The 23,029-nt window shown below is 74.0% G+C and carries 23 protein-coding genes; 9 read left to right on the top strand and 14 right to left on the bottom strand.

Translation table 11 applies throughout. The annotated features are described in order from the left end of the window. Nucleotides 1–95: 95 nt before the first annotated feature. A complete protein-coding gene (locus EDF32_RS08885; RefSeq protein ID WP_233565823.1) occupies nt 96–728 on the top strand; it encodes a DinB family protein in 633 nt (210 codons plus the stop codon). On the opposite strand, the gene EDF32_RS08890 is transcribed toward EDF32_RS08885, so the two are convergent. The 4 genes from EDF32_RS08890 to EDF32_RS08905 all read right to left on the bottom strand — a co-directional run bounded on the left by EDF32_RS08890 (nt 725) and on the right by EDF32_RS08905 (nt 3,677). Next, nucleotides 725–1,765, bottom strand: a complete 1,041-nt coding sequence (locus EDF32_RS08890; protein ID WP_370449951.1) for a formylglycine-generating enzyme family protein — start codon at nt 1,763–1,765, stop codon at nt 725–727. The genes EDF32_RS08885 and EDF32_RS08890 overlap by 4 nt on opposite strands. A gap of 29 nt (nt 1,766–1,794) precedes the next feature. Next, nucleotides 1,795–2,394, bottom strand: a complete 600-nt coding sequence (locus tag EDF32_RS08895; RefSeq protein WP_123308400.1) for a LysE/ArgO family amino acid transporter — start codon at nt 2,392–2,394, stop codon at nt 1,795–1,797. A gap of 148 nt (nt 2,395–2,542) precedes the next feature. Continuing rightward, nucleotides 2,543–3,223, bottom strand: a complete 681-nt coding sequence (locus tag EDF32_RS08900; RefSeq protein ID WP_123308184.1) for a pyridoxal 5'-phosphate synthase — start codon at nt 3,221–3,223, stop codon at nt 2,543–2,545. 22 nt (nt 3,224–3,245) lie between these two features. Beyond that, nucleotides 3,246–3,677, bottom strand: coding sequence for an Lrp/AsnC family transcriptional regulator (locus EDF32_RS08905; protein WP_123308185.1), 432 nt, complete (start codon nt 3,675–3,677; stop codon nt 3,246–3,248). 138 nt (nt 3,678–3,815) lie between these two features. On the opposite strand from EDF32_RS08905, the gene EDF32_RS08910 reads away from it, so the two are divergent. Together EDF32_RS08910 and ctlX are read left to right on the top strand one after the other, a co-directional pair. Next, nucleotides 3,816–4,844 carry an ornithine cyclodeaminase gene (locus EDF32_RS08910; RefSeq protein WP_123308186.1) on the top strand — a complete coding sequence of 343 codons (1,029 nt, stop codon included), beginning with the start codon at nt 3,816–3,818 and terminating at the stop codon, nt 4,842–4,844. Continuing rightward, on the top strand, nt 4,841–5,896 hold the full coding sequence (gene ctlX / locus EDF32_RS08915) for a citrulline utilization hydrolase CtlX (RefSeq protein ID WP_123308187.1): 1,056 nt from the start codon (nt 4,841–4,843) through the stop codon (nt 5,894–5,896). The genes EDF32_RS08910 and ctlX overlap by 4 nt, the downstream gene beginning before the upstream one ends. On the opposite strand, the gene EDF32_RS08920 is transcribed toward ctlX, so the two are convergent. Beyond that, entirely contained in the window at nt 5,804–6,559 is a 756-nt protein-coding gene (locus tag EDF32_RS08920; protein ID WP_123308188.1) for a TetR/AcrR family transcriptional regulator, read from the bottom strand. The two genes, ctlX and EDF32_RS08920, sit on opposite strands and share 93 nt — an antisense overlap. 83 nt (nt 6,560–6,642) lie before the next feature. On the opposite strand from EDF32_RS08920, the gene EDF32_RS08925 reads away from it, so the two are divergent. Beyond that, entirely contained in the window at nt 6,643–7,509 is an 867-nt protein-coding gene (locus EDF32_RS08925; RefSeq protein ID WP_123308189.1) for an NAD(P)H-binding protein, read from the top strand. 93 nt (nt 7,510–7,602) lie between these two features. Beyond that, nucleotides 7,603–9,288, top strand: coding sequence for a hypothetical protein (locus EDF32_RS14695; protein WP_199734878.1), 1,686 nt, complete (start codon nt 7,603–7,605; stop codon nt 9,286–9,288). 18 nt (nt 9,289–9,306) lie between these two features. On the opposite strand, the gene EDF32_RS08935 is transcribed toward EDF32_RS14695, so the two are convergent. Further along, on the bottom strand, nt 9,307–9,918 hold the full coding sequence (locus EDF32_RS08935; protein WP_123308191.1) for a TetR/AcrR family transcriptional regulator: 612 nt from the start codon (nt 9,916–9,918) through the stop codon (nt 9,307–9,309). Between the two features lie 88 nt (nt 9,919–10,006). Between EDF32_RS08935 and EDF32_RS08940 the strand changes: the two genes are divergently transcribed. From EDF32_RS08940 to EDF32_RS08955, 4 genes are all read left to right on the top strand, one after another. Then, entirely contained in the window at nt 10,007–10,936 is a 930-nt protein-coding gene (locus EDF32_RS08940; RefSeq protein ID WP_123308192.1) for an aldo/keto reductase, read from the top strand. Between the two features lie 27 nt (nt 10,937–10,963). Continuing rightward, nucleotides 10,964–11,278, top strand: a complete 315-nt coding sequence (locus EDF32_RS08945; RefSeq protein WP_123308193.1) for a DUF2316 family protein — start codon at nt 10,964–10,966, stop codon at nt 11,276–11,278. 130 nt (nt 11,279–11,408) lie between these two features. Continuing rightward, the gene (locus tag EDF32_RS08950) at nt 11,409–13,115 is read left to right on the top strand and encodes a sodium:solute symporter family protein (protein WP_233565824.1); all 1,707 of its coding nucleotides are present in this window, start codon (nt 11,409–11,411) and stop codon (nt 13,113–13,115) included. Between the two features lie 12 nt (nt 13,116–13,127). After that, a complete protein-coding gene (locus EDF32_RS08955) occupies nt 13,128–13,439 on the top strand; it encodes a hypothetical protein (protein WP_123308194.1) in 312 nt (103 codons plus the stop codon). Between the two features lie 106 nt (nt 13,440–13,545). Here EDF32_RS08955 and EDF32_RS08960 read toward each other — a convergent pair whose 3' ends face one another. From EDF32_RS08960 to EDF32_RS08995, 8 genes are read right to left on the bottom strand one after another with little or no spacing between them, the layout of a single operon-like run. Next, nucleotides 13,546–15,369 carry a YhgE/Pip family protein gene (locus tag EDF32_RS08960; protein WP_123308195.1) on the bottom strand — a complete coding sequence of 608 codons (1,824 nt, stop codon included), beginning with the start codon at nt 15,367–15,369 and terminating at the stop codon, nt 13,546–13,548. Beyond that, nucleotides 15,366–15,989 carry a hypothetical protein gene (locus tag EDF32_RS08965; protein WP_123308196.1) on the bottom strand — a complete coding sequence of 208 codons (624 nt, stop codon included), beginning with the start codon at nt 15,987–15,989 and terminating at the stop codon, nt 15,366–15,368. Before EDF32_RS08965 ends, EDF32_RS08960 begins: the two co-directional genes overlap by 4 nt. 55 nt (nt 15,990–16,044) lie before the next feature. Beyond that, complete coding sequence (locus EDF32_RS08970) at nt 16,045–17,499, bottom strand: sulfatase (RefSeq protein WP_123308197.1); 1,455 nt, start codon at nt 17,497–17,499, stop codon at nt 16,045–16,047. Further along, nucleotides 17,496–19,052 carry a sulfatase-like hydrolase/transferase gene (locus EDF32_RS08975; RefSeq protein WP_233565825.1) on the bottom strand — a complete coding sequence of 519 codons (1,557 nt, stop codon included), beginning with the start codon at nt 19,050–19,052 and terminating at the stop codon, nt 17,496–17,498. The genes EDF32_RS08970 and EDF32_RS08975 overlap by 4 nt, the downstream gene beginning before the upstream one ends. Continuing rightward, a complete protein-coding gene (locus EDF32_RS08980; protein ID WP_123308198.1) occupies nt 19,049–20,062 on the bottom strand; it encodes an aliphatic sulfonate ABC transporter substrate-binding protein in 1,014 nt (337 codons plus the stop codon). The genes EDF32_RS08975 and EDF32_RS08980 overlap by 4 nt, the downstream gene beginning before the upstream one ends. Nucleotides 20,063–20,078: 16 nt before the next feature. Continuing rightward, nucleotides 20,079–20,924 (bottom strand): ABC transporter ATP-binding protein, encoded by an 846-nt coding sequence (locus EDF32_RS08985; protein ID WP_233565826.1) that lies wholly within the window; start codon nt 20,922–20,924, stop codon nt 20,079–20,081. Next, nucleotides 20,906–21,709: an ABC transporter permease gene (locus EDF32_RS08990; protein ID WP_233565827.1), complete on the bottom strand. Its 804-nt coding sequence runs from the start codon at nt 21,707–21,709 to the stop codon at nt 20,906–20,908. Before EDF32_RS08990 ends, EDF32_RS08985 begins: the two co-directional genes overlap by 19 nt. Further along, complete coding sequence (locus EDF32_RS08995) at nt 21,706–22,971, bottom strand: ROK family transcriptional regulator (RefSeq protein WP_123308200.1); 1,266 nt, start codon at nt 22,969–22,971, stop codon at nt 21,706–21,708. The genes EDF32_RS08990 and EDF32_RS08995 overlap by 4 nt, the downstream gene beginning before the upstream one ends. Nucleotides 22,972–23,029 lie beyond the last annotated feature (58 nt).

The raw sequence follows: 23,029 nt of genomic DNA on the forward strand, positions 1-23,029 counted from the left end.
GGCGCCGACGGGCCCCCGGCGCAAGGAACCTTGCCCGTCGAGCAAGGTTTCGCCGCCGCCGGGCCGGTGTGGGTGGCGCCCGCCACACTGGCGCCATGACCGACTCCCGGATGACCGACGCTCCGATGACCGACGCTCCGATGACCGACGCCAAGAAGCAGATGCTGCACGGATACCTCCGCACGCCCCGCGAGGCGCTGCTGTGGAAGCTCGACGGCCTCGACGAGCGCGAGGCCCGGTGGCCGCGCACGCCGACGGGCACCTCCCTGCTCGGGCTCGTCAAGCACTGTGCGGCGATCGAGATCGGCTACTTCGGGGACGTGTTCGCCCGCCCGTGGCCCGATCCGGCGGAGCTCACCTGGGAGGCCGACGACGACGCGAACGCCGACATGTTCGCGAACGAGGACGAGTCGGTCGCGAGCATCGTCGACCTCTACCGCCGGGCGTGCGCGTTCGCGGACACCACGATCGCGGAGCTCGACCTCGACGCCACCGGTCGCGTGCCGTGGTGGCCGGCCGAGCGCGCGACGGTGACCCTGGAGCAGGTGATCGTGCACGTCGCCGTCGACTCCGCGCGCCACGCCGGGCACGCCGACATCCTGCGCGAGGGCATCGACGGCGCCGTCGGGCTGCGCGTGGCGAACACGAACATCCCGGACCTGGCGGCGGACGGCTGGTCCGCGCACGTCGCGCGGCTGGAGCGGATCGCCGAGGACGCGGGGCGCTAGGAACGCACGCCCGGAGCCGGCGCGGGGGGACGGGCACTGACGGTACGGAAGCCCGTGTTGCCGGTCGAGGAGTCCGGGGTGTTCGACGACCGGGCGGCGTTGCGGTACCGGTTGCAGTACGAGTCGTGGCACAGGTACGAGCCGCCGCGCATGACGCGCTGGTCGCCGTTCACCGGGCCGCGCGGGTCGTGGCGCGGCGAGGCCGCGTAGTAGTCGGGAGCCCAGCGGTCCGCGCACCACTCCCACACGTTGCCGACCGTCTGCCAGAGCCCGTAGCCGTTCGGGGCGTAGCTGCGCACCGGGGCGGTCGTCAGCCACCCGTCCTCGACGGTGTTCTCGGCCGGGAAGCTGCCCTGGAAGATGTTGCAGGCCCAGGGGTCGGTGGGCAGGTCGTCGCCCCACGGGTAGCGCGCCCCGTCGAGGCCGCCCCGCGACGCGCACTCCCACTCGGCCTCGGTCGGCAGCCGGCGGCCCGCCCACGCGCAGTACGCCTGCGCGTCGTTCCAGCTCACGTGCACCACCGGGTGGTCCTCGAGGCCCTCGACGCCGGAGCCCGGCCCCCCGGGCGCGCGCCACGACGCCCCGCGGACCCCGTACCACCAGGGCGTCTGCGCCGGCGCGCCGAGGACGTCACCCTCCTCGCCCGTGAACGCGAGATGGAACACCGCGGAGTAGCCGAAGCCCTCCGCCTCGGTGCGGAACCCCGTGGCCGCGACGAACCGCGCGAAGTCGGCGTTCGTCACGCTCGTCGCGTCGATCGAGAAGGCGTCGAGCGCGACCTCGTGCACCGGCCCCTCGCCGTCGGGCCACCGGCCGTCGCCGTGCGCGTCGCCCATCCGGAAGGTCTGCGCCGGGACCGGCACCTGCTCGACGGCGTGGCCCGGGGCGCCGGCCGCGCCCGCAGCCGTGCCCGCGCGCGCTCCGGGACCGTCGGCGCCGCGGACGGCCGGCGTCCGCCCGGGCGCGACGTCCTGCACCCGCGCCGGCGCGCAGCACGATGCGTGTCCGGCCCGCTCGGTCCCGGTCTCCGCGTCCACGTCGGCCAGGGTACGACCCCGGGCGTCGCTCAGCCGCGCAGACCGAGCAGCAGCGTCACCGCGAGCAGCCCCATGATCACGGCGATCGCGGCGTCGAGCACCCGCCAGGCGGCCGGCCGCGCGAACACCGGCCGCAGGGCTGCGGCGCCGAAGCCGAGCACCGAGAACCACAGCACGCTGCCCAGCGCGGCGCCCGCCGCGAACCACCAGCGCCCGTCGCCGTGCGTCGCGGACACGGACCCGAGCAGGACGACGGTGTCGAGGTAGACGTGGGGGTTGAGCCAGGTCAGGGCGAGGGTCGTGGTCGCGACCGCGGCGGCGGGCACGGCGGCACCGTCGGTGCTCGCCTCCAGCGAACCGGGACGCACGGCCCGGCGCGCCGAGAGCACCCCGTAGGTGAGCAGCACCCCGGCGCCCAGCACCGTCACCACGACCAGCACCGTCTCGTGGGCGGCGACCACGGCGCCGGCGCCCGCGGCGCCCACCGCGATGAGCACGAGGTCGGACGCCGCGCAGATCGCCACCACCATCCCGACATGCTCCCCGCGCAGGCCCTGGCGCAGCACGTACGCGTTCTGCGCGCCGATCGCGACGATCAGCCCGAGCCCGAAGCCGAGCCCGGCGAGCACCGTGAGGAACGGCGCGGTGGACGACGACGTCCCGGCGGCGGCGAGGAACGGCGCGGTGGACGACGACGTCCCGGCGGCGGCGAGGAACGACGGCTCGAGGACGGTGGGCACGCGACGACGGTAGGTGACCCGGACGGCGGGCGCTGCGTCAGGGCTGACGCCGGTGCACCGCCCACGCCGCCGCGTCGTCCAGCCCGCCGGGCCCCACGCGCGCGAGCACGAGCCGGTCGTGCAGCCGGTCGCGGCGGCCGGCCCACAGCTCGACCTCGTCGCACGCGACGCGCCAGCCGCCCCACCCGTCCGGGACCGGGACGTCGTCGGGCGAACCGGTGTCCGGGAAGCGCGCGGCGGCGCCGGCGTAGGCCGCCTCGAGCTCGGCGCGCCCGCGCACGGGCCGCGACTGGTGCGACGCCCAGGCGCTGATCCGCGAGCCCCACGGCCGCGCGACGAAGTAGTCGGCGACCTCGTCGCGGCCCAGGGCCGTCGCCGTCCCGCGGAAGCGCACGGATCGGTACATCGACGGCCAGGTCAGCGACGCCGCGACGCCGCCCGTCGCGGAGATCTCCACGCTCTTCGCCGAGCCGAGGTCCGTGACGAACCCGGGGCCGCGTCCGTCGAGGAAGCGCAGCAGGACGGTGCGGACGTTCGGCCGCCCGGCGCGGTCGACCGTGGCCACCGACAGCGCGCGCGGCTCGGGCACGTCGCCGCGCTCCGCCTGGCGGGCCTCCGCCTCGGCGAGCCAGCGGGCCACCTGCTCGAGCGGGGTGGCGGCGAGGGCGCTCTCGTCGAGCCCGTCCCCGGAGTAGTCCGTGTGCACGACGCCGCTCATCCGGCCAGGGTAGTGCGGCGCGTCACCCGAGGACGGACGTCAGCAGGATGCTCGTCTCGCTGTTGACCACGCCCTCCGTGCGGCGGATCGTCGCCAGCAGCCGGTCGAAGCTCGCGAGGGAGTCGGTGCGCAGCTCGACGACCAGGTCCCACCCGCCGTTGGTCGTGTGCATCGACTGGATCCCGGGCACCCCGCGCAGGGTGCGGATGACGTCGTCGGTGTCCCGGCCGCGCACCTCGACGAACGCGATCGCGCGCAGGGTGTCCGGCTCCTGTCCCTCGCGCACGCGCACGGAGAAGCCGGCGATGACGCCGCTCGCGACCATCCGGTCCATGCGGGCGTTGACCGTCGCGCGCGTCACGCCCAGCCGGCGCGCGAGGCTCGCGACCGGCTCGCGCGCGTCGGCGCGCAGCGCGGCGAGCAGGCGGCGGTCGAGGTCGTCCAGGTCGGCCATGCGCACACCGTACGCCGAGGCACCACCGTGTGCGCACTGCTTCCGCTGCGGTAGTACTTTCTGCGCATTGTCCGTGCATATCGCCCAGGCCTAGCCTCGAGCCACGGCGGTTCCGGTGCGAGCGCGGAGGTGGGCGACATGGTGGCTTTTCTCGATGTGACAGGCATGGCGCGGTGGGTCTCCGAGACCGGGGTCGAGCACGTCCTGGCCGACCTGGTGGCGCGCCTGCGCGCCGACTTCCGCCGCTGGCCCGAGTTCGACAAGCGACCGCGCGTGGCCAGCCACAGCGCCGTCGGTGTCATCGAGCTCATGCCGACGGCCGACCGCAGCACCTACGGGTTCAAGTACGTCAACGGCCACCCGGACAACCCGGCGCGCGGGCTGCAGACCGTCACCGCCTTCGGGGTGCTCGCGGACGTCGCCTCCGGCTACCCGCGGTTCCTCGCCGAGATGACGCTGCTGACCGCCCTGCGCACCGCCGCGACGTCGGCCCTCGCGGCGACGGCGCTCGCCCGGCGCGACTGCACGACGATGGCGATGGTCGGCGCGGGCTCCCAGGCGGAGTTCCAGGCGCTCGCGTTCCGCGCGACGCTCGGCATCTCCACCCTGCGCGTGTGGGACACCGACCCGCGGGCCATGGCGAAGCTCCGGGCGAACCTCGCGCCGCTCGGGTTCGACGTCGCCGTGTGCGCGAGCGGCGCCGAGGCCGTCGAGGGGGCGGACGTCGTGACGACCTGCACCGCGGACAAGACGAACGCCGCCGTGCTCACCGACGCGATGGTGCGCCCGGGCGTGCACCTCAACGCGATCGGCGGCGACTGCCCGGGCAAGACCGAGCTCGAGGCCACGATCCTCGACCGCGCCCGCGTGTTCGTCGAGCACGAGCCGCAGACCCGCATCGAGGGCGAGATCCAGCAACGACCCGCCGACTTCCCGGTCACCGAGCTGTGGACGGTCCTGACCGGAGCCGCACCGGGGCGCACCTCGGAGGGCGACATCACGCTCTTCGACTCCGTGGGCTTCGCGATCGCCGACTTCTCCGCGCTGTGCCACGCCTACGAGGCGACCCGCGGCACGGGGTACGTCTCCGAGATCGACCTCGTGGCGGAGCCCGCGGACCCGAAGGACCTCTTCTCGCTCCTCGCGCCGGCGATGGTCACGGTGTGAGGACGCCGCCCTCGGCCCAGGCGCCGTCCGCCGTCGTCCTGGTCCGACCGCACCGGTTCTCCCCGAACCCGGCCACGACGACGGACAACGCCTTCCAGTCGACCGACCCGACGCGCGACGCCGCCGCCCTCGCCGCCGACGCGTACGCGGAGGCGACCGGGGTCGCCGACGCGCTGCGCGCGACCGGCGTGCGCGTGCACGTCTTCGAGGACACCGACGACCACCGGCCCGACGCCGTGTTCCCCAACAACTGGTTCTCCACGCACGCGGGCGGGCGGGTCGCGCTGTACCCGATGTACTCCCCCAGCCGGCGCACGGAGCGGCGGGCCGACGTCGTCGACCTGCTCGCCCGGACCTACCGCGTCCAGGAGGTCGTGGACTACTCCCCCCTCGAGCACGACGACGTCTTCCTCGAGGGCACGGGCGCGATGGTCCTCGACCACCTCGACCGCGTCGCGTACACGGCGCGCTCGCACCGGGCCAACCCCGACGCGCTCTTCCGCTTCTGCTCGCAGTTCGGGTACGAGCCGCTCGTCGTGGACGCGGCCGACGGCGACGGGACGCCGATCTACCACACGAACGTGCTGATGTGCATCGCCACGGACGTCGCCCTCGTGGGCCTCGACCTGATCACCGCGCCCGCGCAGCGGCGCCTCGTGGCCGAGCGGCTGCGCGCGTCCGGGCGGCGCGTCGTCGCCCTCGACGAGCGGCAGGTGCGCGAGTTCGCCGGGAACGCCATCGAGGTGCGCGGGCGGCGCGGGCGCGTGCTCGTCATGTCGACGCGGGCCGCCGCGAGCCTCACCGCGCCGCAGCGCCGGGCGATCGAGCGCACGACGCCGATCCTCGCCCTGGACATCCCGACGATCGAGCTCGCGGGCGGGTCGGTGCGCTGCATGGTCGCGGGGATCCACCTGTCGCCGCGCGACGTGCGGCCGGCGCGCGCCTCGCGCGAGCGGGTCTCAGGGGCGCGGACCGGCGTCCTGGAGACCGGTCACGGCACGGTCGACCCACTCCGCCATCAGCCCGCGCTCGGCGCCGGTCAGCCCGGGTAGCCGGGGCACGACGGCCCCGAGGGCGACCGCGGCGGAGGTGACCGCGTCGCCGTCGTGCTCCCCAGGCGCCTGCGGCACGTCGACGAGGACCGCCCGGGCCACGGCGTCGAACATCGCGTCGGCGAGCGCGAGGTCGCGGTCCCCGGGCGGCTGCCCGAGCAGCGTGAGGACGACGCCGGACCCCGCGGCGTGGATCATCTCGAGGGCACGGCGCTCGCCCACGCGCAGCATCCCGGCGGCGGCGAGCCGGCGCACCCGCGCGCGCAGCACGTCGATGCCGGCCTCGGTCGCCGGCGACGGGCGGGCGCGTCCCGGGGCGTTGAGGAGCACGTAGAGCTCCGGGTTGGCGAGCCCGAAGTCCTGGTTGACCTGCCACGCCTCGCGCAGGTCCGCGAGCAGGTCCTGGGGCGCGCCGCCCGTCGCGGCGACGCTCGCGGCCTTCGCGGCGACGTGCGTCGCCATGACGTGCTCGGCGACGGCGTCGAGCAGTCCGTCCTTGTCACCGAACAGCCGGTAGATCGTGGGCGCCTGGACCCGCGCGGCCTGTGCCACGCCGCGGGTCGTGACGGCGGCTGCGCCGTGCTCGCGCAGGAGCCGCGCCGCGGCCTCCACGATCTGGGCACGCACGCCGGCCCGCGTCCCGGTGACGTCCGCATCGCTCATGGATCAACGATAGCAGCGACTTGTTATCAAGCGCATATCGCTGATAACGTATCGATGATTTCATCGATAGTCAGGAGTGCCCCATGATCGTCGTCACCGGTGCCACCGGGAACCTCGGATCCCAGATCGTCGACCAGCTGCTCGCGCGGCTCCCGGCCGCCGAGATCGGCGTCAGCGTCCGCGACGCGGACAAGGCCGCCGGACTCGCCGTCCGCGGCGTGCGCGTCCGCACGGGCGACTTCACCGACCCCGCCACTCTCGAGCACGCCTTCGCGGGGGCCGACCAGGTGCTCGTCGTCTCCGCGAGCATGACCGGGGACGCGGCCGTGGCCGCGAACCGCGCCGCCGTCGACGCGGCCCGCGCCGCGGGGGCAGGTCGCGTGCTCTACACGAGCCACCAGGCCGCGTCGCCGGACTCGCTGTTCGACCCCCAGCCCGTCCACGCCGCGACCGAGGAGCACCTGCGCGGGGCCGGCGTGCCCTTCACGTCGCTGCGCAACGGGTTCTACGCGAGCACGCTCGGCTACTACGTCGGCGACGCGCTCGAGTCCGGCACCCTCGCGCTGCCGGCCGACGGCCCCGTCTCCTGGACCGCGCACGCCGACCTCGCCGAGGCCGCCGTCACCGCGCTCACCACCGAGGGGACGCTGGACGGCATCACCCCGCCGCTGACCGCCACCGAGACGCTCGACCTCGCGGACGTCGCCCGCGAGCTGTCCGACCTCACCGGGCGGACGATCACCCGCGTCGTCCTCCCCGACGACGAGTGGACGGCCGCGGCGGTCGCGAAGGGCATGCCGCAGAGGGCGGCCGAGTTCACGCTCGGGTTGTTCCGGGCGTCGCGACGCGGGGAGTTCGACGTCGTCGACCCCACGCTGACCGACCTGCTGGGCCGCCCGACGGCGACGGTGCGCAGCGCGCTGGAGGGGATGGTTGCCGCACGGGGCTGACCGCACGGTCCGCCCCCGGGTGCGCACCGGCTCGCGGGGCAGTACAACAGGACCGGGCCCTGGGGCGGGCGGACCGACGCGTCAGGAGCCCTCATGACTGGTCAGCGGTCGGCGGTGCGGCAACGGCCTCGAGCGCGCCGCGGGCTCGTCGCCGCGCTGGCCGTGGCGCTGGCCGGCACCGTGTCGGTCGGCTCGATCGGGATCCTCGGACCGCTCGGCGCGGTCGCGGCGACGGACACCGACTACGCCTCGTGGACCTTCACCGGCACCAACCACAGCTACGCGGGCACCGTCGACCTGGCGACCGGGTTCCCGGCCGTCACCCTGGCCAGCGACTCGCGGACACCCCCGAGCCCGCCGGTCGTCTCCGGCTCCACGGTGTGGCTCCCGCTGGGCACCCCGTTCGCGGGCACGTTCGGCCCGAGCCGGGACCAGCCGTACCTGAGCCTGCGCCCGTACGCGGACAACCCGACGTCGCCCTCGACGACCACCTACACGTTCGCGACCCCGACCCCCGTCGGGACGTGGGGCGTCAACCTCGGCGACGTCGACGCGGAGCGGCTGGTCGTCAGCGCGCTCGGCGCCGACGGGCTCCCGGTCGCCGCCGCCGACCTCGGTTTCGGGCCGCCGTACAGCTACTGCGCCGCCTCGCCCCGCTCGTCGAGCTGCTCCGGGCAGGCCGCGCCCTACGCGACGCCCACGGTCGTGCCCGCGGCGACGTCGGTCACCGTCGAGGACCCGCTGTGCCCCACCATCGACGCGACCCGGTGCGACACCCAGGGCGCCGCGGCGTTCTTCGTCCCCACGGTGCCGCTGACGTCGCTGACCATCACGTCGACGCAGAAGCAAGGGCTCCCCGCGTACCAGACCTGGTTCGCCACGCTGCGCGGCACGATCACCGGCGCCGTGGCGCCGGCCTGCCCGCTCGAGGACCCGCCGTCGGTCGAGCTGCTCTCCGCCGACGGGGCCGTCGTCGCCACGGCGGCCGTAGGCGACGACGGCTCCTACGCCTTCGGCCCCCTCGCGCGCGGCGTCGGCTACACGGTGCGGGTGGACCCGGGCACGCTGCCCGCGGGCGCCGCGAGCACGCCCCGGGACCTCGGCGTGCTGGACCTGGCGGAGGTCACCGCCCCGGACCTCGACGTGACGGTGCCCCGGGCCGTCCGGGGCACGGCCACGGGCCCCGGCGCGGGCGGCGCGGCCGTCGTCCTCACACCGGCGGCCGGCGCCGCGGTCCGCACCACGGCCGCCGACGACGGCGCGTACGCGTTCGACGACGTCGCGCCCGGCGAGTACGTCGTCACGCTCGAGCCGGCCGCCGGCTCCGACGCGACGGTCGAGCCGGCGCAGGCGAGCGTCACCGTCGGCTGCGACGACGTCGTCGTCCCGGCCTTCACGCTGACGGAACCGGACCCGGAGCCCACGCCGACGCCCACCCCGACGGAACCCACGCCGACGCCGACGCCCACCGAGCCCACGCCGACGGAACCCACGCCGGCGCCCACGCCCACGGCGTCCGCGACCGCGGAGCCGACGCCGAGCACCGAGCCGACCGAGACGCCGACCACCGTCGCGACCGCCACCGCGCTCCCCGCCGCGACGGCGTCGTTCGCGGCGGCCGCCGACGGCCCGAACCTCGCCGCCGACGGCGTGACGGGCCCCGCCGACACCGGCGGGCTCGCCGCCACGGGCTCGGCGGCGACGGTCCCGGCCGCGGTCGCGTCGGCCGCGCTCCTCCTGCTGGGGATCACGCTCCTGCTGGCCCGACGCCGCTCCTGAGGTGCGCGCGGCGACCCGTCAGCCGCGCGGCGCCCGCACCGCGTCGACGATGAGGTCGAGCAGCCGCGCCGTCCGCGCGGCGCTCTCCGCGCCGCGCCCCGCCGCGCTGCCCCCTGCCCCGTCGCCGCCCACGGCGACAAAGACGCCGAGCACCATCGTGATCACGTCGCCGGGGTCGACGTCGTCGCGCAGGACGCCGGCGCTCGCCCCCGCCGCGAGGATCGCGCCGACCGCGCTCGTCATGCGGGCGCGCGTGGCGGACGTCGTGATCCGGCCCGACGCCCACCCGGCGCGGAGGGTGTCGATCATCCCGCGCTTGGCGGCGGCGAACCCGGCGTACCGGCGCATCCACGCGCGCATCGCCTCCTCGGGGTCGAGCTCCTCGAGAAGCTGGGCGGCGTCCGCGACGAGGTCGTCGAGCTCGGCGGCGTAGACGGCCTCGACGAGCGCCTCGCGCGTCGGGAAGTGCCGGTAGAGGGTCCCGATACCGACGCCCGCCTCCCGGGCGATCCCCTCGAGCGGGACGGAGTCGTCGGCGCGGGCGAAGGCGGCGCGGGCGACGGCGAGCAGCCGGTCCCGGTTGCGCTGCGCGTCGGCCCGCAGCGGGCGGACGGAACTGGGCGTTCCCATAGCGGAGGACCCTCCGGTAGTGCTATCGTGATTGAAGCGGAGTAACCTCCGCTTTTCTCTATCGTCTCACACGGACCGAGGTTCGACGATGTCCACCACCACCACGTCCAGCAGCTCGAACGCCCCCCGCCCGGGCGGCTCCGCGCCCCTCGGCGACCACGCCGTCGCCCGCGTCGGCTACGGCGCCATGCAGCTCGAGCGCCTCCGCGGCGACCGCGACGCGGCCGTCAGCCTCCTGCGGCGCGCGGTCGAGCTCGGCATCGACCACGTCGACACCGCCCAGTTCTACGGCGACGGGCTCTCCAACGGGCTCCTGCGCGAGGCGCTGCGCCCCGAGGACGGCGTCACGATCGTCTCGAAGATCGGCGCCGACCCGCACTCCGGCGGTCCCGCCCCCATGCGTCCCGCCCAGAAGCCGGCGGAGCTGCGCGCGAGCGTCGAGGACAACCTGCGCAGCCTCGGGGTCGACCAGATCCCGGTGGTGAACCTGCGCCGCATGGAGGGTCGCGTCAGCATCCCCGTGCCCGACGACCAGATCGTCGACCTCGACGACCAGCTCGCCGCCATGACCGCGATGCGCGACGAGGGCCTCGTCGGCGCGTTCGGCCTCAGCAGCGTCACGCTCGAGACCCTGCGCCGCGCCCTCCCGGCCGGCGTCGCGTGCGTGCAGAACCCCTACAGCCTGGTCGCCCGCGACGACGAGGAGCTGCTCGAGCTCTGCGAGGCCGAGGGCATCGCCTGGGTCCCGTTCTTCCCGCTCGGCAGCGCCTTCCCCGGGATGCCGAAGGTCGTCGACGTCCCGGAGGTCCGCACCGCCGCGCAGGCGCTCGGCGTCACGCCGTCGCAGGTCGGCCTCGCCTGGCTCCTGCACCGCTCCCCGCGCACCCTGCTCATCCCGGGCACGACGTCCGTCGGCCACCTCGAGGAGAACGTCGCCGCCGGCGACATCGTCCTCGACGCCTCCACGCTCGCAGCACTCGACGCCAGCGTCCCCCCGGCCGCCGGCTCGATCGCCTGACCCACCGCACATCCCCGAAGGAAGAGCATGTCACTCACCACCCAAGAGCTCGCCCGGACCCGCAGCGAGCTGCGCGCGAACTTCGAGCTCACCGGCCTGACGGCGGCCGAGGTCGCCGCCGACCTCGGGTACACGCCCGAGCGTCTCGACGCCACCCTGGGCACGACGGGGCCCTCGGACCCCGTCGACGTCTGGGAGCTGCGCGACTACCTCGAGCAGACCGTCCGCGACGCCGGCCGCACCCCCGTCCCGTTCAGCACGCTCACCCGCGGCAACAAGCTGCGCGCCCGCATGTGGTTCCCGCTGCGCAGGGCCCCGCGGCACGTCTTCGCGGCGGCGTGAGCGACACGACCCGGCGTTCAGCACCTGAACGCTCGGTTCGCGAGTTCCGTACGAGGGTCTAACGTCGTGCGGCGGAGGGGCGAGGTCGCCCCCAGCAAGCAAATGCCTCCGCCGCACGAAAGGACTCTCCGTGATCCTGCATGGAGCCGACGACGTCCTCAAGCTGGACGCCAGTGCCGTCGACTACGGGCTCGTCGCCCTCTACTTCGTCTTCGTCCTCGGGATCGGGCTCCTCGCCCGGCGCCAGGTCTCGACGAGCCTCGACTTCTTCCTGTCGGGGCGGTCGCTGCCCGCCTGGGTGACGGGGCTGGCGTTCATCTCCGCCAACCTCGGCGCCGTCGAGATCATGGGCATGTCGGCCAACGGCGCCCAGATCGGCATGGCGACCATGCACTACTACTGGATCGGCGCCGTCCCCGCGATGCTGTTCCTCGGCGTCGTGATGATGCCGTTCTACTACGGGTCGAAGGTCCGGTCCGTCCCCGAGTTCATGCGACGGCGGTTCGGTACGGGTGCGCACCTGACCAACGCGATCAGCTTCGCCGTCGCCCAGCTCCTCATCGCGGGCGTGAACCTCTACCTGCTCGCCACGATCGTCAATGCCCTGCTCGGCTGGCCGCTGTGGGTCTCGCTGATCGCGGCGGGCGCCGTCGTCCTCACCTACACCGCCCTGGGCGGCCTGTCCGCGGCGATCTACAACGAGGTCCTGCAGTTCTTCGTCATCGTCGCGGCGCTGACGCCCCTGACGATCGCCGGCCTGCACCGCGTCGGCGGCATCGGTGGGCTCGTCGACCAGGTCGAGGCCGGTCCCGCCGGCGACACGATGCTCTCGTCGTGGCCCGGCGAGGCGCTCACCGGGTTCGACTCGCCGGTGTGGTCCGTGATCGGCATCGTGATGGGCCTCGGGTTCGTCCTGTCCTTCGGGTACTGGACCACGAACTTCGTCGAGGTCCAGCGCGCGATGGCGTCCAACTCGATGTCCGCAGCCCGCAGCGCCCCGATCATCGGCTCGTTCCCGAAGATGTTCATCCCGTTCATCATCGTGATCCCCGGCATCATCGCGAGCGTCCTCGTCCCGCAGATCACCCAGCTCAAGGAAGGGCAGGGCGACGGGTCGGTCACCTACAACGACGCGATCCTCCTGCTCATCCGCGACCTGCTGCCCAACGGCATGCTCGGCATCGCGATCGCCGGCCTGCTCGCGTCGTTCATGGCCGGCATGGCCGCGAACATCTCCGCGTTCAACACCGTGTTCAGCTACGACATCTGGCAGCAGTACGTCCGCAAGGACAAGCCGGACAACTACTACACGTCCGTCGGCCGCGTCGCGACCGTCGTGGCGACGGTCGTGGCCATCTTCACCGCGCTCCTCGCCTCCGGGTACTCCAACCTCATGGACTACCTGCAGACGCTCTTCGGGTTCTTCAACGCCCCGCTGTTCGCCACGTTCATCCTCGGCATGTTCTGGAAGCGGATGACGTCGACGGCCGGCTGGGCGGGCCTCGCGAGCGGCACCATCGGCGCGGTCCTCGTGGCCGTGCTGAGCGAGGACGCGCTCGGCCCGCTGAGCATCGGCGCCATCCCGCTCTCCGGGCAGGGGGCGAGCTTCGTCGCCGCGGGCGCCGCGTTCGTCGTCGACATCGTGGTGAGCGTGCTCGTCACGTTCGCGACCCAACCCAAGCCGGAGAAGGAGCTGCGCGGTCTCGTGTACTCCCTGACGCCGCGCGAGGACCGCGTCGACCCGGACGAGCACCTGCTGCCCTGGTACCGGCGCCCGACCCGGCTCGCCGGGATCTCGCTCGTGCTCGTCGTCGCCCTGAACATCATCTTCCACTGATCGGAGGCCACCATGTCGTCTGACGAGAAGTCCCCGTCCGAGAGCATCAGGCAGAGCGCCGACGCGCAGGACGCCCGCGCGGTCCGCGCCTTCGACATCCGCACGATCGTGGGCGTCCTGCTCGGGATCTACGGCGTCGTCATCTTCATCATGGGTCTGACGGCGTCCGACGCCGACCTCGAGATGGACGCCGGGTTCAACCTGAACCTGTGGACCGGGGTGGCGCTGATCGTCGTCTCCGCCGGGTTCCTGATCTGGGTGCGGCTGCGGCCGCTGGTCGTCCCGCGGCCCGGCGCCGACGCCGACGAGGCGCACCTGGAGTAGCGCGCCGGCGACGCGCGACCTGCGGCACGGTCCGCAGGCGAGACAGCCGGCCGGCGCGCCCCTCGGGGGCGTGCCGGCCGGCTGCGTCGTCTCAGGGGATCGGCGCTCAGGCCAGCTCCACCACGGGCCGCAGCTCGGCGAGCGTGATCCGCTGCCGGCGCCGCGCCACCCAGGCGCTCAGGGCGAGGCACGCGGCGCCCACGCCGAGCAGCACCGCCAGGTCGGTCCACAGCCACGGCCCGAGCGGACCGCCGGCGACCGTCCGCCGGACGGCGTCGTTCGTGTAGCTCATCGGCAGCCACGGGTGCAGGGCCTGGAAGAACGAGCCGAACGTCTGGATCGGGTACGCGCCCTCCCCCGCGGCGACCTGCAGCACGAGGACGACGACGCCGAGGAACTCCCCGACGAGCCCGAACGCCGCCTTGAGCACCTGCAGCAGCGCGACGAAGCTCAGCCCCGAGGCGACGAGGATGCCGAGCAGCCCGGCTCCCGCGTCGGCCCGCAGCCCCACCGCGAGCAGCGCCGCGAACAGGAGCAGGGCCTGCGCGACGACGATCGCCGCCCCCGCGAGGAACGGCGCGCACGCCGCCCGCCACGGCGAGCCCCGGTAGAGCTGCGTGCGCCGGTCGAGCGGCGCGAGGACGAGGAAGACGAACACCGCGCCCACGAAGAGGCCGAGCCCGGCGAAGTAGGACGCGAACCCGTCGCCGAAGTGCCCGATGGGGTTCTCGGCGGTGCGCTCGACCGACACCGGCTGCGACAGCGCCCGGGTGAACGCTGCGCGGTCCGCGTCGGTGACGGGCGGGTCGAGGCTCGCGAGCTGGTCGAGCGAGGCCGCGAGCTGCGCGGCGCCGGGCGCGAGCTGGTCGGAGAGCGCCGTGTGCAGGTCGGCCGCGCCGTCGGCGACCTGCCCCGCACCGTCGGCCAGGTCGCCGGCGGCGGCGTCCGCCGCGTCGGCGTCGGAGACCGCCTTCGCGGCGGCGTCGGCGAGGTCGCCCGCGGCGCCCACCAGGTCGTCCGCGTCCGAGGCGGCCTGGTCCGCGGCCGGGACCGCGGTCTGGCGGACCGTGTCGGCCACCTGGCCGACGGCCTGCGCGAGGTCGTCCTGGCCCGCGTCGGCGAGCTGGTCCTGGATCGCCGTCAGGTCCGCCACCGTCTTCGCCGCCGAGTCGTCGACCGTGCCCGCGCCGTCGGCGATCTTCTGCGCGGTGTCCTCGAGCCCGGCGACGGCGTCGGGCAGACCCTGCACGCCGTCGTCGACCTCGGCGAGCGCGTCGGCGACCTGCTGCACGCCCGCGGCGACCGCCGAGGCACCGTCGGCGAGGTCGCCGGCGGCGTCGGACGCGTCCTGGGTCCCGTCGGCGAGGTCGTCCGCACCCGCGGAGAGGGACCCGGCGTCGTCCTTCGCGCTGCCGGCCGCGTCGTAGACGACGTCGAGGTACCCGGCCTGGACCTGGCTGGAGGCGGCCCCCTGGACCGAGGTGACGGCGTCCTTCGCGAGCACGCCGACGAGGTAGTTCGCCGCGTCGTCCGTCGTCACGCGCAGCTCGGCGCGCACCGGCTCCGACGTCGCGAACGACGCCATCTGCGCGGAGAAGCCCCGCGGGATCGTCAGGACGACGTAGTACGTCTTGTCCTGCAGGCCCGCCTGCGCCGCCGCCGCGTCCGTCGTCGTCCAGACCAGGTCGCCGTCGTCGAGCACCTGGTCGACGAGCTCGTCGCCCGCGGCGACCTTCTCCGTGCCGACGGTCACCGGCTCGTCGAGGTTCACCAGCGCCGCGGGGATCCGCTCCGAGCGGGCATACGGGTCCCAGTAGGCCCAGACGAGGACGGCGCCGTAGATCGCGGGGACCAGCAGGACCCCCACGAGCACGACGACGGCGAAGCGCTCGCGCCAGAACCTCGCCAGGAGCAGGCCGGCGGTCGTCACGCGACCGCCTCGCTCGCGTGCCGCCCGTGCAGGTGGCCGACGGGGCTCCCACGGTCCGGCGGCGTCCCGGTCGTCACGACCACGACGGCGGTCCCCGCCTCGCGCGCGGCGCCGACGACGGCGTGGAAGGCGGCGACGTCGTCGTCCCGCCCGGCGGGCAGGACCGAGACGAGCACCGGCGGGCGCGGCGCGGCCGCGACCAGGACGCCGAGCGTCGCCTTCGCCACGGGTCGCAGCCGCTCGGCGGGCGTGCGGGCCACGCCCGCGAGGCCTGCGTCCACGAGCGCCCGGGCGGCCTCGTCCCGCGTGGTGCGCACGCCGAGGATCCGCCGGCCGTCGCGCAGCACCTCCTCGACCCGCGCCAGGTCCTCGTACAGGCGCAGGCCCGGGAGCCAGCCGAGCCCCGGCGAGCCGTCGAGCGTCAGCGTGCCCGCGGCGGGCGCCAGCCGACCGGCCAGCGTCAGGGCCAGCAGGTCGCGCGTCTCGGTGTCGGCGACCGGGACCGAGACGAGCGCGCCCGGTGCGAGCGTGAGCGCGAACGGCCCGACGTCGGCGTCGCCCACGAGGACGAGGCCGTCGGCCACCAGCACGGGAACGGGCGCGGCCGTCTCCTCGGTCATGGCCTGATCCTGCCCGCACCGGGACGCTGCTGCGCGGCGGCGCGCAGGTTCCCCGTCAGACGCCCGCCGGCCGTGCCTGGCTCGGGTGCGGCCGGTCACCCACGCGCGCCTGCTCGCGCCACATCGCGCGCTCCAGCTCCGCCCGCACGTCCGCGTAGGCCGGGTCGTCGGAGACGTCGACGAGCTCGCGCGGGTCCTCGACCAGGTCGTACAGCTCCCACTCCGGCGGGTGTACGTGGGGGCTCGTGCCGGGGATGCCGAGCCCGTCGTTGTAGTAGTAGACGAGCTTGTGCGTCGCGGTCCGGTAGCCGTAGTGCGCGGGCGCGTGGTGGTCGACGTCGTCGTGCTCCCAGTAGCGGTAGTACATCCCCTCGGGCTCCGGGCCGTCGGGCCCGTGCCCGTCCCCGGGCCCGACGAGCCGCGGCCAGAAGCTGCGCCCCTGCATCCGCGGGTGCGCCTCGACGCCGGCCGCCTCGAGCACCGTCCGCGCGACGTCGACGTTCGTGACGATGTCGCCGAGCACCGAGCCCGCCGGGACCCGCCCCGGGCAGCTGACGAGGAACGGCATGCGGATCGACTCCTCGAACATGAGCCGCTTGTCGAACCAGCCGTGGTCGCCGAGGAAGAAGCCCTGGTCGGAGGCGTACATCAGCAGGGTCTCGTCCGTGAGCCCGCGGTCGGCGAGCCAGCCCGCGATGCGCCCCACGCCGTCGTCCACGGACTCGACGCACGCGAGGTAGTCCTCCATGAACCGCCGGTACCTCCACGCCGCCTGCTCGGGCGCGCTCAGCCCGTCCGGCACGGGCCGCTTGAGGTCCGTGGCCGTCAGGTGCTCGGCGATGCTCATCTCCGCGCGCCGCACCGAGTCGCTGCGGCCCGCGTGGTCGTCGAAGAACGTCTCCGGGACGGGCAGGTCGGGCAGGGCGCGGACCTCGCGGCGCGGGTCCGGGACCCACGGCCGGTGCGGGGCCTTGTGCCACACCAGCACGCACCACGGGCCGCCGCCGTCGGCATCCACCGAGTCGAGCCACGCGAGCGCGAGGTCCGTGATGACCTCGGTGGCATAGCCGGTCTCGGTGCGCAGGCCCGCCGCCGACCGGAAGGTCGGGTCGAGGTACTCGCCCTGGTCGATCAGCACGTCCCAGTGGTCGAACCCCTCCGGGTCGTGCCCCGGCCCGTCGCCCATGTGCCACTTGCCGACGATCGCGGTCCGGTACCCCGCGGCACGCAGCTGTGAGACGAACGTCGGCTGGCTCGCGTCGATGGGCGTCAGCAGCGTGGACACGCCGTTGACGTGGCTGTACGTGCCGGTGAGCAGCGACGCGCGGCTCGGCGCGCACAGCGAGTTGGTGGCGAAGCACCGGTCGAGCCGCGCCCCCGAGGCGGCGAGCGCGTCGAGGTGCGGCGTCCGCGCGACCGGCGACCCGTAGGCGCCGATCGCGTGGCTCGCGTGGTCGTCCGTGAGGACGAGCACGACGTTCGGCCGCCCGGCCGTGCCCGACGACGTCACGCGCGACCGCCTCCCCCGCCCCGGGCCGCGGGCTCGCCGTGCGGGGAGGCCTCGTCCGCGCGGTACGTCGACTCGTCGAGACCGCTCATGGTCGGGTCGTAGGAGACCTCCCCGACGTCGTACATCGACGTCATCCAGTGGAAGAACTTGTCCCCCCGGTCCCGCAGGCGCCGGTACAGCCGCCCCAGCATGTCCGAGCGGACCGGTGCCATCTCGGGGTGCCCGTAGACGTTCATCAGCTCGTCGGGGTCGGTGAGCAGGTCGTAGAGCTCGTTGGTCGAGTCGGGGTTGACCACGAGCTTGTAGCGCGCGTCGCGGAGCATGCGCTGCGGGTAGGGGAAGTGGTGCCCGTGGAACTCGCAGACGATCTCCTGGTCCCACGGCACGTCCTCCCCCGAGACGAGCGGCACCAGGCTGCGCGAGTCGCAGGCGCCCGAGCGGTCCTCGACGCCCGCGAGCTCGAGGATCGTCGCCGTGCAGTCCATGAGGCTGACGAACTCGGTGCGCACCTGCCCGGCCGGGCCGCCGGGGATCCGCACGATCCCCGGCGTCCGGTAGATGTCCTCGTACATCGCCGGTCCCTTGTCGTGCAGCCGGTGCGAGCCCGTGAACTCCCCGTGGTCGCACGTGAAGAACGTGGCCGTCTCGTCCGTCAGGCCGAGCCGGTCCATCGCCGCGAGCACCCGGGCGACCTGCTCGTCGATCAGCGTCACGTAGCCCCGGTAGACCGCGATGAGCTTGCGCGTCACCTCGATCGGCATGGTGTCGAACGTCCAGTGGTCGCTGTAGTTCTTCTGCACCGGGGGCTTGCCCTGGAACGTCTCGGCGATCGAGCGCGGCAGCTCCACGGTCTCGGGGTCGACGAGGTCGAAGTAGGCGTCCGGCACCACGTACGGCAGGTGCGGACCGAAGAAGTTCAGCGCGAGGTAGAACGGCGTGCCGTCCGCCTCGCGCTGCGCCGCGTACCGCTCGAGCATCTCGATCGCGCGCGTGGCGAGGTAGTGCTCGAACGTCGCCTCGACCGGCTGGTGCAGGCGCGCCGCCAGCAGGTTTCCCGGCCCCCCGTTCGGCAGCGTGCCGCGGACCCGGTCGCTGATGGCGTACGGCGGCAGGTCCCGCTCCGCGAGGTAGGCGAGGTAGTCCTCGTGGTCGACGGGGTTGTGCCACCCGGGCAGGTGGACGCCGTCGAACCCGAAGTCGGCCGGCTCGCGCTCGGTGCCCGTGTGCCACTTGCCGACGAGCCCGCAGCTGTACCCGGCCTCGCGCAGCGCCTGGGAGAACGTGAACTGGTCCTGCGGGAGGTCCTCGATGTAGCCGACGTTGCGCTCGTTGTTGGCGAGCAGCTTGTGCCGGAACGGCGCCTGCCCGGTGAGCAGGCTCGCCCGGGCGGGCGTGCAGATGGCCGACGGCGTGTACCACCGGTCGAACCGGGTGCCCGACGCCGCGAGGGAGTCGATCGCCGGGGTGCTCGCCCGGTCGTTGCCGTAGGCGCCGAGGGTGTCGGCCCGGTGCTGGTCGGTCATGAGGAACAGGATGTTGGGGCGGGACGTCACTTCCCGGCCTCCGTGTACAGGTCGCCGGTGTAGAAGGTCGTCGGGTCCTTCTTCTCGGTGATCTTGCCGGCCTCCACGAAGTAGTCGTTCATCCCGTCGAGCCAGGTGCCGACCGTGCCGTCCTCGGTCAGGGAGTCCAGCTCCTGCGAGCTCATCGTCTTCGAGTTCGCCGCGTCCGCCTCGACGTCGGCCTCGTCCGCCTTGAGCATCTTCGCGGTGAGGGCGACCGTCTCCTCCGGGTGCTCGGCCCGGTAGTCCGTGGCCTCCTTGAGCGCCGCGACGACGGCCTCGACCGTGTCCGGGTCGTCCTTGACGGTGTCGTTGCCGGCGACGAACGCCGTCGGGAACGAGACCGTGTCCGCGAAGTCCTCGTTCTTCGCGAGCTCGACGAGGTCGGGGACCTGCTTCTTGATGTTGCCCAGCATCGGGTACCAGAGGCCGGCGGCGTCGATCTGCCCGGAGCCGAACGCCGAGACGATCGTCGCGGGGTCCATGGGCACGAAGTCGACGTCGTCCTTCGTCAGGCCCACGGACTGCAGCGCGAGCGTGAGGATCATGTCGCCCGAGGTGCCCTCGGGGGCGGCGACCTTCTTGCCCTTGAGGTCGGCGAGCGAGGTGATGCCGGGCTGGGCGAAGACGCGGTCGGCGTTGCCGAGGGTGTTGATCGCGACGACCTGGGCCTTGCCGGAGGCCGGCAGCCACATCGCGCCGGGGCCGATGTAGCCGAAGTCGAGGTCGCCGGCGCCGAGCGCCTGGATCTGCGTCGGGCCGTCGGTGAACACCGAGGTGTCCGCCGAGATCCCGTTCTCCTTCCAGTAGCCCTGGTCCTCGGCGACGGCGAGCAGGCTCGCGCCGTTGAAGTCGCCGATGTAGCCGAACTTCACGTCGGTGGTCGAGCCGCCGTCGGCGCCGTCGGACCCGGCGTCGTCGCCGCCGCTGCAGGCGGTGGCGAGGAGCCCGACGGAGGCGACGAGGGCGACGAGGCGGGCGGCGTTCCTGGTGCTGGACATGTGGTGCTCCTGGGGGTCAGGCCGTCGTCGTCGACGGCTGGGCGAGCGAGGTGGACTGGTGGTAGACGGCGTGCCACACGCGGTTGCGCAGCTCGCCGAACTCCGGGCTGAGGCGCACGTCCTCGGTCCGGGGATAGGGCAGGTCGACGTCGACGACCTCCTGGATGCGGCCCGGGCGGGCGGCCATCACGACGACGCGGTTGGCGAGGAACACGGCCTCGTCGACGTCGTGCGTGATGAACACGACCGTGCGCCGGTCCTGGCTCCAGGTCTCGAGCAGCTGCTCCTGCAGGCGCACCCGGGTCAGCGCGTCGAGCGCGCCGAACGGCTCGTCCATGAGCAGGATCGAGGGGTCGACGGCGTAGGCGCGGGCGATCGCGCAGCGCTGCTTCATGCCGCCCGAGAGCGTCTTGGGCAGCGCGTCGGCGAACTGCTCGAGCCCGACGAGCCGGATGAAGTGGTCCGCCCGCTCGGCCCGCTCGCGCGCCGGCACCCCGGCGGTGCGCAGCCCGAACTCGACGTTCTTGCGCACCGTCAGCCACGGGAACAGCGCGTACTGCTGGAAGATCACGCCGCGCTCGGGCCCCGGGCCGTCGACCTCGACGCCGTCCACGGTCGCGCGGCCGCCCGAGGGCTCCTCGAGCCCGGCGAGCACGTTCAGCAGCGTGCTCTTGCCGCAGCCGGAGGGGCCGACGACGGTGACGAACTCGTTCTCCGCGATGTCCAGGGACACGCGGTCGAGGGCGACGAACTCGCCGTCCTTGACGGGGAACACCTTGCTCACCGCGTCGACGGAGATCTTCGGCGGGGCGCCCTCCGTGCTCGCGGTCGGCCGGTCCGGGGTCATCGTCGTTCCTGCCACGAGGTCAGCTTCCGTTCTGCGAAGAGGAGGATCCGGTCCATCACGAGGCCGAGGATCCCGATGGTGATCAGGCCGACGAAGATCGTCGGGAGGTCGTAGTAGACCTGCGCGTTCTGCATGCGGAACCCCAGGCCCTGCTGGGCGGCGATCAGCTCGGCGGCGACGAGGGTCGCCCAGGACGAGCCGAGCCCGACCCGCATCCCGACGAGGATGAAGGGGGTCGAGGCGGGCACGACGACGCGCAGGAAGATGGTCCGGTCCCCCGCGCCGAGCACCCGGGCAGCGTTGATCAGGGTCCTGTCGACGTCGACGACGCCCTGGAACGCCGAGATGACGCACACGAGGAACGCGGCGAGCGCGATGACGAAGATCTTCGGCGTCTCGCCGATGCCCATGAGCACGATGGCGAGCGGGATGATCGCGAGCGGAGGGATCGTGCGGAAGAACTGGATGTACGGCTCCGCGAGCCCGCGCACCGTCGAGTACCAGCCCATGAGGAACCCGACCGGGATCGCGAGCGCGGTGCCGATCGCGAACCCGGCGATCACGCGGGTGAGGCTCGCGAGGATGTCGCCCTCGAGGGTCCCGTCGGCGAGGAGCTCCCAGCCGCGCTCGGCGACCGCGGGCGGCGACGGGATGTTCTCGACCGTCGCGGACAGCAGCCACCACACGCCGATGCCGAAGAGCACCGAGACGATGTTCAGGACCAGCATCCGCCGGCCGCCCCCGGCGCCCTGGCGCCCGGACGCGGCCCGGCGGCGCGGGAGCACCGCGACGCCGGTCACGCCCCCACCACCCAGGCCGACGTCGTCGCTGTCTGTCTCATGTGCAGCTCCTTCGCGTGCTGCCGCCCCGGGCCGGGACCGGCGAGATCGGTGTCGCCCGCGATCAGCGGGCTCTGGTGGTAGAGCACCTCGAGGGCGCCGAGCGCGCCGTCGTCGTCGTCGAGGACGGCGGCCCGCACGAGCACCGGCCGCCCGCACGAGGGCGCGAGGTCGGCGTCGATCTCCTCGCGGACGTGGTCGACGAACCGCGGCAGCTCGCGCGCGACCCGCCCGCCCACGACCACCTGGGCGGGGTCGAGGAGCTGGACCGCAGCGAGCAGGGTCGTGGCGACGTGGCCCGCGGCCGTGCGCACGATGCGCCCCGCCACGGGGTCCCCGGCGTCCGCGGCGCGGCCGAGGGCCGCCAGGTCGTCGACGACGAGGCCCGCGGCGCGCGCGGCGGCGAGGACGGCGGGCGCGGTCGCGACGGTCTCGAGGCACCCGCGGCGCCCGCACCGGCAGACCGCGCCGTCCGGGACGACGGTGACGTGCCCGAGCTCGCCGGCGGCGCCGCCCGAGCCGGGCACGAGCCTGCCGCCGACGACGACTCCCCCGCCGATGCCCTCGGAGAGCCGGACGTAGACGAGGTCCTTCGCCCTGCCGCGGCCCTCGACGGAGGCCTCGGCCAGCGCCGCGAACCGGGTGTTGTTGCCGACGATCACGGTGACCCCGCCGTACGCCTGCGAGATCCGGCGGTGCACGTGGCCGCGCACGTCCTGGCGCTCCTGGGCGCCCGGCCAGCGCGCGTTGCCCGGGCCGACGACGCCGACCGCGACGCTCTGCAGCGCGGCGAACCCCAGCCCCTGGTCCCGGCCGAGCTCGGCGACGAGCGCGACGACCCGGTCGAGCCGCTCGTCCCAGGTGGACGTCTCCGGATAGTCGAGGCCGGCGTCGCCGATGATCTCGTGCGCCGCGTCGGCGACGACGACGTGCGCCCGGCGGTGGCCGAGGTCGATCCCGACGTACTGGGCCGACCCCGGGTCGAGCGAGAGGCGCTCGGCGGGCCGCCCGCTCCCCCGGCGCGAGCCCGCGTCGGTCGCGGAGACGATGATCGCGCCCCGGGCGATCAGGTCGCCGACGATCTCCGAGAGGCTGCTGCGCGAGAGGCGCACGCGCTCGGCGAGCTCCGCCCGCGTGCACGCGCCGTGGGCCCGCAGCACCTTGAGCACGCGCGCCTGGTGCTGCTGGCGGACGGGCCCGTACACGTCGTCGTGCGGTGTCATGCGCACGATCCTGGGATGCCCGAATTATTCCGTCAACAACCCGACAGAACTATCTTCC

This window comes from Cellulomonas sp. PhB143, assembly GCF_003752595.1.
Taxonomy (GTDB): domain Bacteria; phylum Actinomycetota; class Actinomycetes; order Actinomycetales; family Cellulomonadaceae; genus Paraoerskovia.

Coding starts and splice junctions, on each gene's coding strand:
- EDF32_RS08940 (WP_123308192.1), top strand. CDS start 10,007: ATGTCCACCACCACCACGTCCAGCAGCTCGAACGCCCCCCGCCCGGGC.
- EDF32_RS08900 (WP_123308184.1), bottom strand. CDS start 3,223: ATGAGCGGCGTCGTGCACACGGACTACTCCGGGGACGGGCTCGACGAG.
- EDF32_RS08905 (WP_123308185.1), bottom strand. CDS start 3,677: ATGGCCGACCTGGACGACCTCGACCGCCGCCTGCTCGCCGCGCTGCGC.
- EDF32_RS08965 (WP_123308196.1), bottom strand. CDS start 15,989: ATGACCGAGGAGACGGCCGCGCCCGTTCCCGTGCTGGTGGCCGACGGC.
- EDF32_RS08925 (WP_123308189.1), top strand. CDS start 6,643: ATGATCGTCGTCACCGGTGCCACCGGGAACCTCGGATCCCAGATCGTC.
- EDF32_RS08935 (WP_123308191.1), bottom strand. CDS start 9,918: ATGGGAACGCCCAGTTCCGTCCGCCCGCTGCGGGCCGACGCGCAGCGC.
- EDF32_RS08995 (WP_123308200.1), bottom strand. CDS start 22,971: ATGACACCGCACGACGACGTGTACGGGCCCGTCCGCCAGCAGCACCAG.
- EDF32_RS08920 (WP_123308188.1), bottom strand. CDS start 6,559: ATGAGCGATGCGGACGTCACCGGGACGCGGGCCGGCGTGCGTGCCCAG.
- EDF32_RS08955 (WP_123308194.1), top strand. CDS start 13,128: ATGTCGTCTGACGAGAAGTCCCCGTCCGAGAGCATCAGGCAGAGCGCC.
- EDF32_RS14695 (WP_199734878.1), top strand. CDS start 7,603: ATGACTGGTCAGCGGTCGGCGGTGCGGCAACGGCCTCGAGCGCGCCGC.
- EDF32_RS08945 (WP_123308193.1), top strand. CDS start 10,964: ATGTCACTCACCACCCAAGAGCTCGCCCGGACCCGCAGCGAGCTGCGC.
- EDF32_RS08980 (WP_123308198.1), bottom strand. CDS start 20,062: ATGTCCAGCACCAGGAACGCCGCCCGCCTCGTCGCCCTCGTCGCCTCC.
- EDF32_RS08885 (WP_233565823.1), top strand. CDS start 96: ATGACCGACTCCCGGATGACCGACGCTCCGATGACCGACGCTCCGATG.
- EDF32_RS08910 (WP_123308186.1), top strand. CDS start 3,816: ATGGTGGCTTTTCTCGATGTGACAGGCATGGCGCGGTGGGTCTCCGAG.